Genomic DNA, 15843 nt, shown 5'->3' on the forward strand with positions numbered 1-15843 from the left:
GAAGAAGCCGGAACGCTGTTCCCGGCAAGGAGGATGATTTTGACCTGGGAACCGTCCGGCAAGCACCTGATTGCAGGCGAATGGGTCGCCGCGGAGGCGACCTTCCGCTCCGAGCCCGCGCACGGGCCTGCGCATGCCTTCTCCGTCGGAACCGTCGAACTGGTGGACCGCGCCTGCCAGGCCGCGGAGGCGGCCTTCGACGCCTATTCCGCAAAGAGCCGCGAGGAGCGGGCAGCCTTCCTCGATGCCATCGCCGAAGAAATCGAGGCGCGCGCCGCGGCGATCACCCTGATCGGCACGCAGGAGACCGGCCTGCCGGAAGGACGCCTCAACGGAGAGCGCGGCCGCACGACGAGCCAGCTGAAGCTGTTCGCCGAGCATATCCGCAAGGGCGCGCATCTCGACCTGCGCGTCGATGCCGCGCAGCCCGAACGTCAGCCCGCACCGCGCCCGGAAATCCGGCTGGCCCAGCGGCCGATCGGCCCTGTCGCAGTCTTCGGCGCCTCGAACTTCCCGCTCGCCTTTTCCACCGCCGGCGGCGACACGGCCGCGGCACTGGCGGCCGGTTGCCCGGTCGTCGTCAAGGGCCATTCCGCCCATCCCGGCACCGGGGAAATCGTGGCGCAGGCGGTTGCCGCGGCGGTTGCCCGCACCGGCATGCCGGCCGGCGTCTTCAGCCTGATCCAGGGTGGCCGCCGCGATGTCGGCACCGCGCTCGTCACCCATCCGGCGATCAAGGCGGTCGGCTTTACCGGCTCGCTGGCCGGCGGCCGCGCCCTGTTCGACCTCTGCGCCCAGCGCCCGGAGCCGATCCCGTTCTTCGGCGAACTCGGCAGCGTCAACCCGATGTTCCTGTTGCCGCAGGCGATGGCCGCCCGGGCGGAGCAGCTCGGTTCCGGCTGGGCCGCGTCGCTGACGATGGGGGCCGGCCAGTTCTGCACCAATCCCGGCGTCGCCGTCGTGATCGACGGCGCCGATGCCGACCGTTTCCGGGGCGCGGCGAAGGCAGCGCTTCAGGAGGTCGGCGCACAGACGATGCTGACCGACGGTATCGCCTCTGCCTATCGGGACGGCGTCGAACGCTTCAAGGTCAGCAATGCCGTGGCGCCGGTGCTTTCGAACGACAGCGCCGGGCGGGCGGCGCTGCCGAACCTCTTCGAGACCACCGGCGCGGCATGGCTGGCCGACCATTCGCTGGGCGAGGAGGTCTTCGGTCCGCTCGGGCTCATCGTCCGGGTCGGCTCGGCCGCCGAGATGAAGGAACTGGCGGCCGCCTTCCATGGCCAGCTGACGGCCACCATCCACATGGACGATGGCGACCTGCAGGCCGCGCAGGCGCTTCTGCCGGTTCTGGAGCGGAAGGCCGGCCGCGTGCTGGTGAACGGCTATCCGACCGGCGTGGAGGTTGTGGACTCCATGGTCCACGGCGGTCCCTACCCAGCCTCCACGAATTTCGGCGCCACCAGCGTCGGCACCCTTTCGATCCGCAGGTTCCTGCGTCCCGTCGCCTACCAGAATTTCCCTGCGGCGCTTCTGCCGCAAGATCTGCGCAACTGATCCAGGAGAAAATCATGATCGCCCCGACCGACCTGCGTGAAATCATCCGCAACGGCCTTCTTTCGTTTCCCGTCACCCCCTTCGACGCGGAGGACCGCTTTGCCGCCAAGCCGTTCGCCGCCCACCTGGAATGGCTGTCGTCCTATCCCGTCGCCGGGCTGATCGTCGCCGGCGGTACCGGCGAGCTGTTTTCGCTCGCGCCGAGCGAAGTCGTCGAGGTGGTCAAGGTCGCCCGCAGCGTTTCCGGCCATGCGCCCGTGATCGCCGGCTGCGGCTACGGCACCCGCATGGCCTGCGACATGGCGCGGGAGATCGAGAAGGCCGGCGGCGACGGCATCCTGCTCCTGCCGCACTATCTCACCGAGGCTCCGGCCGACGGCATCGCCGCGCGCGTACGCGCCGTCTGCAAATCGACCAACATGGGCGTCATCGTCTACAACCGCGGCCAGGCCCGCGTCTCCGCCGACCAGCTTGCCCAGTTGGCCGACGAGTGCCCGAACCTCATCGGCTTCAAGGACGGCACCGGCGACATCGACACCGTGCGCCGCGTCACCGTCGCGATGGGCGACCGCCTGTCCTACATCGGCGGCATGCCGACCCACGAACTGTTCGCCCAGGCCTACAAGGGTGCGGGCATGCCGACCTACTCCTCGGCCGTCTTCAACTTCGTGCCGGAGACGGCCCTGAAGTTCCATGCCGCCTTCACCGCCGGCGACGATGCGACCTGCGAAAAGATGCTGCAGGACTTCTACTATCCCTTCGCCAAGATCCGCGATCGCAAGAGCGGTTATGCCGTGTCGGCCATCAAGGCGGGCGTGCGTCTGCGCGGCTTCGAGGCGGGGCCGGTGCGTGCGCCGCTGACCGATCTCACCGAGGAAGAGGTCGACATGATGCGCAGCCTGATCGCGTCTGTCCGATGACCGGACCCGACCTTCGGGCCGCGCTCGGCGGCATCTCGGGCATCCTGGTGACGCCGTTCGATACGGACGACGTCATTGCGCCGCAGCGCCTGGCGCCGATCATCGATCGGGCGCTCGGTGCGGGGCTGCACGTCCCCGTCGTCAACGGCAACACCGGCGAGTTCTATGCCCTGACCGTCGACGAGGCTGAGCAGATGGCCGGCGAAGTCTGCGCGCTGGTCGCCGGCCGGGCGCCCGTGCTGGCCGGCGTCGGACGGTCGGTCAAGGATGCCTGCCGGCTGGCCGCTTCGGCGAAACGCGCGCACGCGGCCGGACTGATGGTCCACCAGCCGCCCGATCCTTTCGCAGCGCCGCGCGGCGTCGTCGACTATGTCCGGCGCGTCGCCGATGCCGGCGACGGGCTGCCGCTGATGCTCTACCTGCGCAACGACGCGATCGGAACCGCCGCGATTGCGGCGCTTTGCGCGGTGCCGGGCGTGATCGGCGTGAAATGGGCGACGCCGAATCCTCTGAAGCTCGCCGAGGCCATCTCGGCCTGCGACCCGTCGATCATCTGGGTCGGCGGACTGGCGGAGGTCTGGGCGCCAGCGCTCTATGCCGTCGGCGCGCGCGGCTTCACCTCGGGCCTCGTCAATGTCTGGCCGGAGCGGTCGCTGGCGATCCATGCCGCGCTGGAGGCCGGCGACTATGCCGGAGCGAGGGCGCTGATTGCGGAGATTGCCGTCTTCGAAGAGGTGCGGGCCATGGAGATGAACGGCACCAATGTCACCGGCGTCAAGAGCGCGCTGGCGGCGATGGGCCACGACTGCGGACCGACGCGGCCGCCGGCCGCATGGCCGCTGGCGCCCGAGCAGCACGCCAGGCTGACGGCGTTCCTGGTCGCGAACCGTCTGGTCGCGTCTTGAAACATTTGCTCAACTGGAATATTAGTGTAGATATGCATCAGTTCGATGGGGCCGTTGGAGAGAGGCGGCCCGGCATCGGAACAACCGACCGGCAAGGTCGAATTTAACCCGGAGATCGACACGCACCCGAAATGGTGCAATGGGAGGAGCCTGAAATGAAACTGCGCCTAGCAGCCCTGAATTTTTCGACCGCACTCGCCGTTCTGGCCAGTGGTGCGGCCTATGCCCAGGACGCCAATCGGGACGTGACAGTCGTCCTGGCGGAAACCGTCGATGTCGTGGAGCCCTGCATGGCCGCGCGCCAGGATGTGGGCCGCGTCATCTCCGAAAACGTCAACGAGATGCTGGTCGAGTTCGACTACTCGAACGGCGGCCTGAAGCCGCGGCTTGCCACCGAGTGGAAGCAGCTCAGCCCCGAGACGTGGGAATTCAAGCTGCGGCCGGGCGTCAAATGGCATGACGGCAAGGACTTCACCGCCAAGGACGTGCAGTTCACGATCGAGCGCAACACCGCCAAGAAGGTCAACTGCGAGGTCGGCGGCAAATATTTCGGTGGCACCGAGTTCAGCTTCGAAAGCCCCGATCCGAACACGATCCGCATCACCACCAAGCCGGCCCAGCCGATCCTGCCGCTGCTGATGACGATCATGCCGGTCGAATCGGCGGAGGCGACGCCGGAGGCCGAATATACCCGCAAGCCGATCGGTACCGGGCCCTATACCTTCGACAGCTGGACGGTCGGACAGTCGATCGTCCTGAAGCGCAACCCCAACTACTGGGGCGAGCAGCCGCAGGTGGAAAAGGCAACCTACCTGTTCCGCTCCGACAGCGCCGTGGCGGCCGCGATGGTCGATGCCGGCGAAGCCGATATCGTTCCGTCCGTATCGGTGCAGGACGCCACCAACGCCGAAACCGACTTCGCCTATCCGAATTCCGAAACCACGTCGCTGCGCATCGACACGCGCGTCGCGCCGCTCAACGATCGCCGCATCCGCGAGGCGATGAACATCGCCATCGACCGCCAGGCGATGCTCGGGACGCTGTTCCCGGAACAGGCGCAGATCGCAACGCAACTCGTCGTGCCGACCACGCTCGGTTACAATGCCGACATCAAGCCCTGGCCGTATGATCCGGAGCGGGCGAAGAAGCTGGTGGCCGAGGCCAAGGCCGACGGCGTGCCGGTCGATCAGGAGATCCGCATCATCGGCCGCAACGGCCAGTATCCGAACGCGACGGAAGCCATGGAAGCGATCATGGCGATGCTTCAGGAGATCGGCCTGAACGTCAAGCTCGACATGTACGACGTCTCCGTCTGGAACAACTACTTCGTCGCGCCCTTCGTGGCGGATTCGGGGCCGACGCTGACCCAGTCGCAGCATGACAACGCGACCGGCGATCCCGTCTTCACCGCCTATGTGAAATACGCCGAGGGCGGCTCCCATTCGATGGTCCGGGATCCGGCCGTCGACAAGATGATCGCCGAAGCCACGGCTGCCACGGGCGACGAGCGCACCAAGCTCTGGCAGGCGCTGTTCGCCAAGGTCAACGAGGAGATCATCGCCGACATCCCGATGTTCCACATGGTCGGCTTCACCCGCGTGGCGCCGCGCCTCGACTTCGAGCCGACGATCGCCGCGAACTCGGAACTGCAGCTGTCGCAGATCAAGTTCAAGTAACACCCGCAGGCGGGCCGCATGAGGCGGCCCGCCTCGCTGTTTCGCGGAACCCTTTCCGGTTTCGCGCGACCGTCGAAATGCAGGAATGATGGATTGAGCCATGCCGCTTGTTGACCGCGCAGCCCTTACCGATTTCGCCTACCGCATGCTGACCAGCGCCGGCATGGAGGCCGACAAGGCCGAGGCGACCGCCGCCATTCTGGTGGAGGGCGACATGATCGGTCACGAAACGCACGGGGTCAGCCTGTTGCACTGGTATGTCGAGGCGCTCGACGACGGATCGCTTGCCAGGTCCGGCTCCTACGAGGTCATTAACGACCGCGGCGCGGCCTTCGTCTGGGACGGAAAGCTGCTGCCCGGCGCCTGGCTCCTGACCAAGGCGCTCGATCAGGCCTGCGAGCGGGTGCGCGACTTCGGCATCGTCTCCGCGGCGATCCGCAACTGCCACCATACCTGTGCGCTGTCGGCCTTCATGCGCCAGGTGACCGAGCGCGGCCTGATCGTGCAGCTCTCCGTCTCCAACCCGGCCGCGAGCCGCGTCGCCCCCTATGGCGGGACGAAGCCGCTCCTGACGCCGAACCCGATGGCGGCCGGCTTTCCGACTTCGTCCGATCCCATCCTGATCGACGTTTCCTGCTCGATCACCACGACGACGATGACCCAGACGCTCGCCAAGGCCGAACAGAAGTTCCCCGAGGCCTGGGCGGTGACCGCCACCGGCGAGCCGAGCGACGATCCGAAGGAGATTACCGAGCGCGGCGGGTCGATGATGCCGCTTGGCGGCCAGTCGAAGGGGCACAAGGGTTTCGGGCTCGGACTGATGGTCGAACTGATGGGGCAGGGGCTTTCCGGCAAGGGCCGGGCAAACACCAGGCCCGGGCCGTTGTCGCAGAGTGCCTATCTGCAGGTCATCGATCCCGAATTCTTCGTCGGCCTCGACGCCTTCACCGAACAGGCGGACTGGATGGCAGCAGCCTGCCGCGACAACCCGCCGGCCGCCTGGAACAAGGGCAAGGTCCGCATGCCGGGCGACAGCGCCGCCCGCAGGCGTCGGGACGCGCTGGAGAAGGGCGTGCCCGTCTCCGATCTCACCTGGGAAAAGCTCCTGCGCGACGCGGAGCGCCTCGGGGTCGCGCCCGGTATCTGACGCGCAGGACGCCAATTCCCGCGTAGCCGCGATCGGTGAAAGAATATTCCTCCATCGTCATCGGAAATAATCCATAAAATCTATAAACTAAATTCTAGTTTGATAGGCTGGCCGTATCATTCCACGTGGGGACGTACGATGAGCCAGCAATCCGAAAGCATTTTCTCCGGGGGCCTGTCGCGCCGGGGCCTGATCAAGGCGGCCGGGGTGACGGCGGTGGCGGCGACCGCCGGCGTGATCGGCGCGCGTTCGACGCGCTACGCCATCGCCGGCAACCTCATCCCCATCAAGCTCGAGTGGACCGAGGTCGCCGCCTGCCATTCCCCCGTCGGCTTCGGCCTGTCCAAGGGGATCTACGCCAAGCACGGCCTCGAGGTGGAGCTGTTCTATCAGGGCGCCAGCGGCCAGACGCTCATCCAGGCGCTCGCCACCCGCAAGGCGGAGGCCGGCCCGGGCCTGCTCTACGACTGGCTGAAGCCGATCGAGCAGGGGTTCGACGTGCGGCTCTTCGCCGGCTCGCATGGCGGCTGCCAGAGCATCCTGGTGAAGCCGGACTCCGACATCAAGACGCTGACCGACCTCAAGGGCAGGACGATCGGCACTTTCGACGTCATGTCGCCCTCGCGCGTCGCCTTCTCCGTGGCGCTCGCCAAGGCCGGCCTGAACCCGGAAACCGACGTCACCTGGAAGGTCTTCCCGTTCGATCTCGTCGCCGAGGGCGTGCTGAAGGGCGAGGCCGACGCCGTCGCGCACATGGATCCCTGGGCCTATTCCTACGAGAAGAAACACGGCTTCCGCCGCGTCGCCGATACGCAGACCGGAACGTTCAAGGACCGGGTCTGCTGCGTTCTCGGAGTCAACGGCGACTACTACGAGGCCAACAAGGACGCCATCAAGCGCGTCGCGGCCGCCAACCTCGAAATCCACCAGTACACGGCCAAGCATCCGGACGAGGTCGCCAAGTGGTACTTCGAGACGCTGAAGCCGGGCCTGTCGCTGGAAGACCTGACGGAGGTTCTTGCCGCCTTCACCTATCACGACCACTGGTTCGGCAAGGATCTCCTGAAAGAGGTGAAGATCGGCTACGAGGACCTCAAGCTGACGGGCGTCATCGACGCGGGCACGGACCCCGAGGAGATCGCCAACCGCATCACCATCGACATCTTCGCGTGATGCCATGAGTGCTGCGGTCGAGGACACACTCGGCGGGGCCGGGCGGCGAACGCTCGCCCTGCCTTTCGGGGGCATCTGGCGCAACGGGCTTCTGGCGGCCGGCACGTGGGCTCTCGCCGCGGCGCTGACCTATGGTCTGCCCGACGTCATCGCCTGGGGCGCGACGGGGCTCTTTGCCGCCGTCATGCTCGTCGGCGCGGGGATCTTGCTTGCGCTGTCGGTGACGGTGCACAGGCTCGGCGGCTTCGGCCGCACGCTCATCCACTACGGGCCGTGGTTCATCGTGCTCGGCCTCTGGCTCGGCCTGTGGGAAGTGCTGACGGCCAAGCTCGGCTGGTTGCCCAAACCGTTCTTCTCGCCGCCGCAGGGACTGCTGCACGTCTATGTGACGGACTGGGAGCGGCTTCTGATCTGCATCGCCTATACGGGGCGGCTGTGGGGCCTCGGCTTCTTCTCCGGCATTCTCATAGGCTTCGCCGGCGGCGTGGCGCTCGGCTGGTCGAAGCGTTTCGCCTATTGGGGCATGCCGCTCCTGAAGCTCATCGGCCCGGTGCCGGCGAGCGCCTGGATCCCGTGCACCTTCTTCATCTTCCCGTCGACCTTCCATGCCTCGATCTTCCTCGTGGCGCTGGCGTCGGGCATTCCGGTGGCGATCCTGACGGCGGCGGGCGTCAGCCAGGTGAACCGATCCTTCTACGACGTCGCCCGCACGCTCGGGGCGGACAACCGCTTCCTCGTCTTCAAGGTCGCGATCCCCGCCTCGCTGCCGAACGTCTTCGTCGGCATCTTCATGGGCCTCTACTATTCCTTCGCCGTGCTGGTCGTCGCCGAGATGCTCGGCGCCAAGTTCGGGCTCGGCTGGTATCTCCAGTTCAACACGGCCTATTCGGCCTACGCCAACGTCTATGCCGCCCTCGTCATCATGGCGCTGATCTGCGCCGGGCTCGTGCGCCTGCTCTTCGTGGCGCGGGATCGGCTGCTCGGCTGGCAGAAGAGGATACTCTGATGGCGCTCGCTCTCGCAGCAACCACCCCTTCCGACAGCATCGCGCTCGATGTGGAAGGCGTTTCCCACCGCTATGAGCGCGACGGCACGGAGTTGCAGGTTCTCGACAATGTGAGCCTGACGATCGCGCCGGGCGAATTCGTCGCCCTGTTGGGGCCGTCGGGCTGCGGCAAGTCCACGCTGCTGCGGCTCGCCGCCGGCCTGGAGACGCCGACGACGGGCAAGGTGCTGGAAGACGGCAGGCCGATCACCGCGCCGAACCCGGACCGCATCCTCGTCTTCCAGGATGCGACGCTCTTTCCCTGGCGCACGGTGCGCGCCAACATCGCCACAGGCCTGGAGGCCCGTGGCCTGCTCGGCGAAAAGGGCCATCGGATCGACGAGGTGCTGAAACTGGTGAAGCTGGAAGGCTTTGCCGACTTCTACCCGCACCAGCTCTCCGGCGGCATGGCGCAGCGCGCAGCCCTTGCCCGCGCGCTCGTCAACGATCCGAAGCTGCTTCTGCTCGACGAGCCGTTCGGCAAGCTCGATTCGCTGACCCGGCTGCGCATGCAGAACGAACTCCTCGACCTCTGGAAGAGCGCCGGCTTCACCGCGCTGCTCGTCACGCACGATGTCGAGGAGGCGCTGCTTCTCGCCGACCGGGTGATCGTGCTCTCCGACCGGCCGGCCGCCATCATCGCGGAGGTGCGGGTCGACGAGCCGCATCCGCGCCAGCGCGACGATGCCAGTCTCGTTGCCCTCCGTCGCGCGCTGCTGGAAGAGCTGGGGATTTCCCATGACGTCTAGCGCTCGGCTTTCCTACCGGGCGGTGGCGGCTGTCGGCGGCGGGCTCGCGCTGCTCTCCCTCGGCTGGTGGTGGCTGATCTTCAGCAAGGTCGTCGAGAACGACTACCTCACCGTCCGCCAGGCCGTGACCTGCATTGCCGGGGCGACGGATCTGTGCGCGCTCGCCCAGGCGCTGTGCACCGACGCGCATCTCTACGGCATCCGGTGGTATGCGCCGGAAGCCTTCTGGGCCGCAACGGCCATCCTCGCCGCCGGCGTCCTTCTGTCCGTCCGCCCCTCGCACCGTTGAGTGCGTCTCACCAAAGGAGAAGTGTCATGACGATCCATCAGACCCCCGAGGTCGCCGAACAGGACATCGTGCAGGTTCCCGCCGGAACCGCCACCTTCAAGAGCCGCCATCCGGAAACGATCGCGCTGCACGGCGGCAGCTTCCGCTTCGATCCGGCAAGCGGCGCGGTGGCCGTGCCGATCTACCAGACCAGTTCCTTCCAGCTGCCCGGCACCGATGGCGCCGACAAGCTCTTCGCGCTGGAGGCGCCCGGCCATCTCTACACCCGCGTTTCCAACCCGACGCAGGATGCCTTCGAGCAGCGCCTGGCCGAGCTCGAGGGTGGGGCTGCCGCGCTGGCGCTCTCCTCCGGCCAGGCGGCTTCCGCCTTTGCGATCCTGAATGTGGCGCGCGCCGGCGACAACATCGTCAGCGCCGCCGGGCTCTATGGCGGCACGTGGGCGCTCTTTGCGGCGACCCTGAAGAGTTTCGGCATCGAGACCCGCTTCGTCGATGCCACCGATCCGGACGCCTTCGACAAGGCGACGGACGAGCGCACGCGCGCCTACTATGCCGAATCCCTGCCGAACCCGAAGCTGGAAGTGTTTCCGATCGCCGAAGTCGCCGCCATCGGCCGGCGCCACGGCATTCCGCTGATCGTCGACAACACCGCCGCCCCGCTGATCATCCGGCCGCTGGAGCATGGCGCGGCCGTCGTCGTCTATTCGACGACGAAATACATCGGCGGCCACGGCACTTCGATCGGCGGCGCGATCATCGACAGCGGCACCTTCCCCTGGACGGAGAACCCGACCCGCCAGCCGAACCTCACCGAGCCGGACCCGAGCTACCAGGGCAAGACCTGGATCGAGAAGGCGGCGGCGATCGGCTTCCATCCCTATATCCTGCGCGCCCGCGCCGTGCTCTTGCGCGATCTCGGCGCGGCGGTCAGTCCCCAGAACGCCTTCCAGTTCATCCAGGGCCTCGAGACCCTGCCGCTGCGCCTGCGCCAGCACAACGAGAATGCGGTCAGGATCGCCGAATACCTGAAGGGCCACCCGAAGGTGGAGCGCGTGATATTCCCGAAGTTCCAGGACGGCGCTGCGCGGGCGCGGGCGGAAAAATACCTCAAGCCCGGCCACTTCGGCGCGCTGGTCGGCTTCGAGCTGAAGGGCGGGCGGGAAGCGGGGCGCCGCTTCATCGACAGCCTGCAGCTGTTCTATCACCTGGCGAACATCGGCGATGCGCGGTCGCTGGCCATCCATCCCTCCACGACCACCCATTCGCAGCTCTCGCCGGAGGACCAGCTCGCCACCGGCGTCACACCCGGCTACGTGCGCCTCTCCATCGGTCTGGAACATCCCGACGACTTGATTGCCGATCTGGAGCGCGCGATTTCGCTCGCATGAGGCTTGCCGGCGATCGGCGCGGCGCCGGAGCGCGCCGTGCCACCTATTCCCAGCATTGGAGGAACCCGATCCATGACCATCCACACCAGACCTGTTCACCTGCCGACGGTCGACTTCTCCCGCTTTCACGGGAGTGCCGCCGAGCGCGAGAGCTTCATCAGGGAGCTGACGCTCGTCCTGCACGATCACGGCTTCTTCTACCTGACGGGCCACGGTGTGCCGCAGAGCCTGATCGACGATGTGCTGGCGACCTCGAAGCGCTTCTTCGCCCTGCCGGAGGAGGAGAAACTGGCCATCGAGATGGTGCAGTCGCCGCATTTCCGCGGCTACAACCGCGCCGGCTACGAGCGCACGCGCGGCGAGCAGGACTGGCGCGAGCAGCTCGACATCAACACCGAGGGCCAGCCGGTGGCGGCCGGGCCGGATACGCCGTGGAACCGGCTCTACGGCCCGAACCAGTGGCCGGAAGCCCTGCCGGAGTTGAAGCCGCTCCTGTTGCGCTATCAGCAGGAGGTCACCCGCATCGGCATCGATGTCCTGAAAGCGATCGCCCTTGCGCTCGGCCAGCCGGAGAACGTCTTCGCAGAGATCTATGAGCCTTCGCCTTCGCAGCTCCTGAAGATCATCCGCTATCCGGGCCGGGAGGCCGCCGGCAGCGACCAGGGCGTCGGCGCCCACAAGGACGGCGGTTTCGTCACCGTGCTTCTCCAGGACACGACACCCGGCCTGCGGATCCGCACCGAAGACGGCGTCTGGATCGAGGCGCCGCCGGTGCCCGGCACCTTCGTCATCAACAGCGGCGAGTTGCTGGAGCTCGCCACGAACGGCTTCGTGCGTGCCGACGTCCATGATGTCGTCACCCCGCCCGCCGGCACGGAGCGCTACTCGGTCGCCTTCTTCCTGGGCGCCCGCTACGACGCCACGATCCCCGTCATCCCGCTGCCGGACACTCTGAAGCGCGGTGAGCGCGGCGTCACGGTCGACGCGCTGAACCCGATCTTTCGCGAGGTCGGCATCAACCATTTGAAGAGCCGCCTGCGCTCGCATCCGGACGTGGCGGCAAGGCATCATCCGGACCTGCTCCACCTTCTCGATCTGCCGACCAGGGCCTGATCGAAAGACGGCCGACGCTCGGGGACCTTCAAGAACGAGTGCCGCGAAGCGAGAGATGAAGGAAATGCGCCCTGCCGGGAGAACCAGTCGCTGGTTTCCCGGCAGGCTTTTGCGTTTCGAGCCTTACCGATGCGATGCCCAGGGGACGAGGCGGCGCTCGACCAGCCGGGCGAGGAATTCCAGCAGGATGGCGATCAGCGCGATCACGATGATGCCGGCAATGACGATGTCGGTGACGAGGAACTGCGCCGCCGACTGGATCATGAAGCCGATCCCGCTCGTCGCGGCGACAAGTTCGGCGGCGACCAGCGTCGTCCAGCCCGCGCCGAGCGCGATGCGGATCCCGGTCAGGATCGACGGGACCGAACTCGGCAGGACGACCTGCGCCAGGATCTGCCTCGGGCTCGCGCCGAGCGAGCGCGCCGCGTTCACGTGTTCGCGGGAGACGGAACGGACGCCTGCGGACGTCGACAGTATGATCGAGGGCAGCATGGCCAGCGCGATGACGGTGATCTTGGATGCCTCGCCGATCCCGACCCAGATGATGACGAGCGGCAGGTAGGCGAGCGGGGGCAGGGGGCGCAGGAACTCGACGATGGGATCGAGGATGCCCCGGCCGAGGCGGCTCGTTCCGATGGCCAGGCCCGCCGGGATGCCGATCAGGACGGAGGCGATCAGGGCGCCGAAGATGCGATAGAGGCTCGCGCCCACGTGTTCGAAAAGCGTCGCGTCGACAAAGCCGGTGACGACCAGATTGTAGCCGGCGATGACGACCTGCCGGGGCGAGGGCAGGAAGACCGGCGAGACCACGCCCCGGGCAGAGGCGAGGCTCCACAATCCGATGATGGCAGCGATGGTGAGCGTCGAGATCACGGCGATCGGCACAGGTCTTACCGTCGCGGCAGCCTCCGCGGCCGGCCGTATGCCGGCGGGCGCTTCATTCTTCGCTTCTTCGGCGGCCTCTGCTTCGGCAAGGCGCGACAGGGGGCGAAGTTCGGTGAACAGGGTCATGCGGCGGCCTCCTCGTTCGGGAGCGAATGGATCAGGCTCGTCAGGCCATCGTGCAGGCGCTTGAACAGCGGCGACGCCCTGACCTTTTCGGTCGCGGCGCCGGCCAGGATCTCGGCGCTGAAGCCGGCCTCGATCTCGGCGGTCAGGCGACCGGGGTGAGGGGAGAGCACCAGCACGCGCGAGGCGAGGATGAGCGCCTCGTCGATGCTGTGGGTGATGAGGACCGCACCGGCGCCGCTGCGGGCCTGGATGCGCAGGAGAAACTCCTGCATGCGCGTGCGCGTCAGCGCATCGAGCGCGCCGAGCGGCTCGTCGAGCAGCAGGAAGCGCGGCTCCGCCGCCAGCGCCCGGGCGATGCCGACGCGCTGGCGCATGCCGCCCGACAGCTCCCAGACGTGGTGGTCGCCGGCGTCGCCGAGGCCCACCAGTTCCAGGAGCTGTTGCGCCCGCGCCTGGCGGGTTGCGCGCGGCATGCCCTTCAGCTTCAGCGGAAATGCGACGTTGTCCCGGGCATCGAGCCAGGGATAGAGCGCGTCGTCCTGGAAGACCACGGCGCGGTCGGCGCCAGGCCCCGGGATCGGCACGCCGTCGACGGCAATGGTGCCCGATGTCGGTGCGATGAAGCCGGCGGCGAGGTTCAGCAGGCTGGTCTTGCCGGACCCCGACCGGCCGATGATCGCGACAAGCTCGTTGGAGGCGACCTGCAGGTTGATGCCGTCGAGAACGAGACGGTCGTTGCCTGCGGCGCGGGACCCGGGCCGCGGCGGATAGCGCAGCGAGACGTCGCGAAACGACAGGATGCTCATGGGCGGGTCCCTCCTCTCGGATGTGGCAGTGTTCCGGCATCCGTCCTTGCGGAAGTGGCGGCCCGGTCGCGCACTGACGCGCTCGGGCCGCCGGTCCGCCGCAAGACGGCTGTGGCCTTATTGGGAGGGCTTGGCTGCATCCGTGACCCAGCGGGCGGATACGTAGGGCGAATAGTCGGAGAGTGCCGCCGGGATCTTGCCCTGCTCGAGCAGGAAGGCGGAGGTATCCGCCACCGCCTTCGCCGTGCCGCCGCCGAGCAGGGCCTCGCCGACCTGCTCCTCGAGCGTCGGGAAGGTGTAGCCCTTCAGCAGGGTGGGCACGTCTTCCTGCCTGGCTCCGGTCAGGCGCGCGATCTTCTCGGCTTCCGGCGAGGTGGCGTTCCAGGCGTCCGGATTGGCACGATAGGCCGCCGTCGCATCGCCCGTCACCTTCACGAAGGCCGTCACGATGTCAGGGTGCGCGTCTGCGAAGGCCTTGCTGACGATCCAGGCGTCGAAGGTCGGCCCGCCCCAACCGGCGACGTCGGCCGAGGTCGCAAGCACCTTGCCCGACGTCTTCAACTGGGCCAGGACGGGATCCCACACATAGGCGCCATCGATGTCTCCGCGTTCCCAGGCCGCGGCGATCTCGGGCGGGCGCAGGTTGAGGATCTCGACGGCCTTCGGATCGACGTTCCAGTGCTTGAGCGCCGTCAGCAGGCTGTAGTGGGCCGTGGAGACGAAGGGTGTCGCGATCTTCTTGCCCACGAGGTCTTCCGGCTTTGCGGCGGACTTGACCGTCAGCGCTTCCGCTTCGCTGATCAGCCCGACGACAAAGATGGTCTCGATGGGCAGCTCGCGGCTCGCCGCGGCTGCGAGCGGCGATGAGCCGACATAGCCGATGTCGAGCGAGCCGGACGCGATCGCCGCGATGACGTCCGCGCCGCCGTCGAACTTCTGCCAGTTGATCTTGGCGCCGGTGGCCTTTTCATAGGCGCCGTCGGCCTGGGGGACCCGTGACGGCTCGACGATCGGCTGGTAGCCGATGTTGAGCGTCACGTCATCGGCGGCTGCCGACTGGAACTGCGCTGTGAGGGCAACGGCAGCCGTTGCCGCCAACAAGGCCCTGCGGGTGATGTTCATGGTGGTCCTCTCCTCAATCTGATCCTGCCCCGCTCGGTGCCGGCGGGTTGGATTTAAGCTATCTAATCGATAAAAATAGTAGAGAAATTTTCGCCTCAAAGTTCAGGGGGCGCAGCAATTGATTTTGCGTCGTCTGTCGGCCGCTGAAGAATGCCTATCCGGCTGGAAGGCGGGGACGGATTTGCGTCGGTCCCACAATTGGCCGCGGGCAGGCGACGCGGGTGATGCCGAACGATTACGCCGCCTGCGCAAAAGTGATGGGCTTCCTGGAAAAGCACCTCAATATCATTGTTCTAGGGTGTATAAATTAATTACACAGTTTTTATATGATTTACGCAAATCCATGCCTAGAATGAGCCGGAATCATTTCCATTGAGTGGCCGCTTCCAAGGCACGCCAGACGTCGCAAGTTTTTTTAGAGTGGGCTGAAATGCTGACGAAAAAAGGAAAATACGGCCTGAAGGCGCTCGTTGACCTAGCGCGACTGGCGCCCGGCGAGACGGCATTCGTCAGCGAGATCGCCCTGCGCAACAACATTCCCAAGAAGTTCCTGGATACGATCCTGCTCGAGCTTCGCAACGCCGGCATGCTTCGCTCCAAGAAGGGGCCGGGCGGCGGCTACTCGCTTTCCCATCCGGCTTCCGAAATTCGCATTGGCCATGCCATTCGCGTCCTGGATGGTCCGCTGGCACCGATCCGTTGTGCGAGCCGTACGGCCTATGAGGCCTGCGAGGATTGCGCCGATCCGCAGGCCTGTCAGGTGCGCCGGGCGATGACAGAGGTCCGCGACGCCATTGCCGCGATCCTGGATACGATGACGCTCGAGCAGTTCGTCGCCGTTCCCGGTGCCGCTGCCATCATCGAGGATGGGCAACCGGAGAAGCTGGCCGGTTGAGGCGACAAGCCAGCGGGAACCCTCGCGACCGAAAGTCTGCGGTCGTG

The 15843-nt window shown here is 66.7% G+C and carries 15 protein-coding genes; 12 read left to right on the top strand and 3 right to left on the bottom strand.

The window, feature by feature from the left end; translation table 11 throughout:
* Positions 1 to 39 precede the first annotated feature (39 nt).
* From P0086_RS08690 to P0086_RS08740, 11 genes are all read left to right on the top strand, one after another.
* Positions 40 to 1557, top strand: coding sequence for an aldehyde dehydrogenase (NADP(+)) (locus tag P0086_RS08690; protein ID WP_275784656.1), 1518 nt, complete (start codon positions 40 to 42; stop codon positions 1555 to 1557).
* A 14-nt stretch (positions 1558 to 1571) separates the two neighbouring features.
* Positions 1572 to 2477 carry a 5-dehydro-4-deoxyglucarate dehydratase gene (locus P0086_RS08695; protein ID WP_275784687.1) on the top strand — a complete coding sequence of 302 codons (906 nt, stop codon included), beginning with the start codon at positions 1572 to 1574 and terminating at the stop codon, positions 2475 to 2477.
* Positions 2474 to 3382: a dihydrodipicolinate synthase family protein gene (locus P0086_RS08700; protein ID WP_148177733.1), complete on the top strand. Its 909-nt coding sequence runs from the start codon at positions 2474 to 2476 to the stop codon at positions 3380 to 3382. The genes P0086_RS08695 and P0086_RS08700 overlap by 4 nt, the downstream gene beginning before the upstream one ends.
* A 155-nt stretch (positions 3383 to 3537) precedes the next feature.
* The gene (locus tag P0086_RS08705) at positions 3538 to 5058 is read left to right on the top strand and encodes an ABC transporter substrate-binding protein (RefSeq protein ID WP_112594926.1); all 1521 of its coding nucleotides are present in this window, start codon (positions 3538 to 3540) and stop codon (positions 5056 to 5058) included.
* Between the two features lie 100 nt (positions 5059 to 5158).
* Positions 5159 to 6205 (top strand): Ldh family oxidoreductase, encoded by a 1047-nt coding sequence (locus tag P0086_RS08710; protein WP_275784692.1) that lies wholly within the window; start codon positions 5159 to 5161, stop codon positions 6203 to 6205.
* 138 nt (positions 6206 to 6343) lie between these two features.
* The gene (locus P0086_RS08715) at positions 6344 to 7378 is read left to right on the top strand and encodes an ABC transporter substrate-binding protein (protein WP_275784695.1); all 1035 of its coding nucleotides are present in this window, start codon (positions 6344 to 6346) and stop codon (positions 7376 to 7378) included.
* A gap of 4 nt (positions 7379 to 7382) precedes the next feature.
* Positions 7383 to 8384, top strand: a complete 1002-nt coding sequence (locus P0086_RS08720) for an ABC transporter permease subunit (RefSeq protein WP_275784698.1) — start codon at positions 7383 to 7385, stop codon at positions 8382 to 8384.
* The gene (locus P0086_RS08725) at positions 8384 to 9172 is read left to right on the top strand and encodes an ABC transporter ATP-binding protein (protein WP_112607083.1); all 789 of its coding nucleotides are present in this window, start codon (positions 8384 to 8386) and stop codon (positions 9170 to 9172) included. Before P0086_RS08720 ends, P0086_RS08725 begins: the two co-directional genes overlap by 1 nt.
* Entirely contained in the window at positions 9162 to 9461 is a 300-nt protein-coding gene (locus tag P0086_RS08730; RefSeq protein WP_275784703.1) for a hypothetical protein, read from the top strand. The genes P0086_RS08725 and P0086_RS08730 overlap by 11 nt, the downstream gene beginning before the upstream one ends.
* A gap of 26 nt (positions 9462 to 9487) precedes the next feature.
* Complete coding sequence (locus P0086_RS08735) at positions 9488 to 10849, top strand: O-acetylhomoserine aminocarboxypropyltransferase/cysteine synthase family protein (protein ID WP_275784706.1); 1362 nt, start codon at positions 9488 to 9490, stop codon at positions 10847 to 10849.
* A 72-nt stretch (positions 10850 to 10921) separates the two neighbouring features.
* Positions 10922 to 11962 (top strand): 2-oxoglutarate and iron-dependent oxygenase domain-containing protein, encoded by a 1041-nt coding sequence (locus P0086_RS08740; RefSeq protein ID WP_275784707.1) that lies wholly within the window; start codon positions 10922 to 10924, stop codon positions 11960 to 11962.
* Between the two features lie 123 nt (positions 11963 to 12085).
* Here P0086_RS08740 and P0086_RS08745 read toward each other — a convergent pair whose 3' ends face one another.
* From P0086_RS08745 to tauA, 3 genes are all read right to left on the bottom strand, one after another.
* Positions 12086 to 12973 (bottom strand): ABC transporter permease subunit, encoded by an 888-nt coding sequence (locus tag P0086_RS08745; RefSeq protein WP_275784710.1) that lies wholly within the window; start codon positions 12971 to 12973, stop codon positions 12086 to 12088.
* Positions 12970 to 13779: an ABC transporter ATP-binding protein gene (locus tag P0086_RS08750; RefSeq protein ID WP_275784713.1), complete on the bottom strand. Its 810-nt coding sequence runs from the start codon at positions 13777 to 13779 to the stop codon at positions 12970 to 12972. Before P0086_RS08750 ends, P0086_RS08745 begins: the two co-directional genes overlap by 4 nt.
* Before the next feature lie 117 nt (positions 13780 to 13896).
* Positions 13897 to 14901 carry a taurine ABC transporter substrate-binding protein gene (tauA, locus tag P0086_RS08755; RefSeq protein WP_275784715.1) on the bottom strand — a complete coding sequence of 335 codons (1005 nt, stop codon included), beginning with the start codon at positions 14899 to 14901 and terminating at the stop codon, positions 13897 to 13899.
* Positions 14902 to 15331: 430 nt separating this feature from the next.
* Between tauA and P0086_RS08760 the strand changes: the two genes are divergently transcribed.
* A complete protein-coding gene (locus P0086_RS08760) occupies positions 15332 to 15796 on the top strand; it encodes an Rrf2 family transcriptional regulator (RefSeq protein ID WP_112607097.1) in 465 nt (154 codons plus the stop codon).
* Positions 15797 to 15843: the final 47 nt, after the last annotated feature.

The organism is Mycoplana sp. MJR14 (assembly GCF_029210525.1).
GTDB lineage: Bacteria > Pseudomonadota > Alphaproteobacteria > Rhizobiales > Rhizobiaceae > Mycoplana.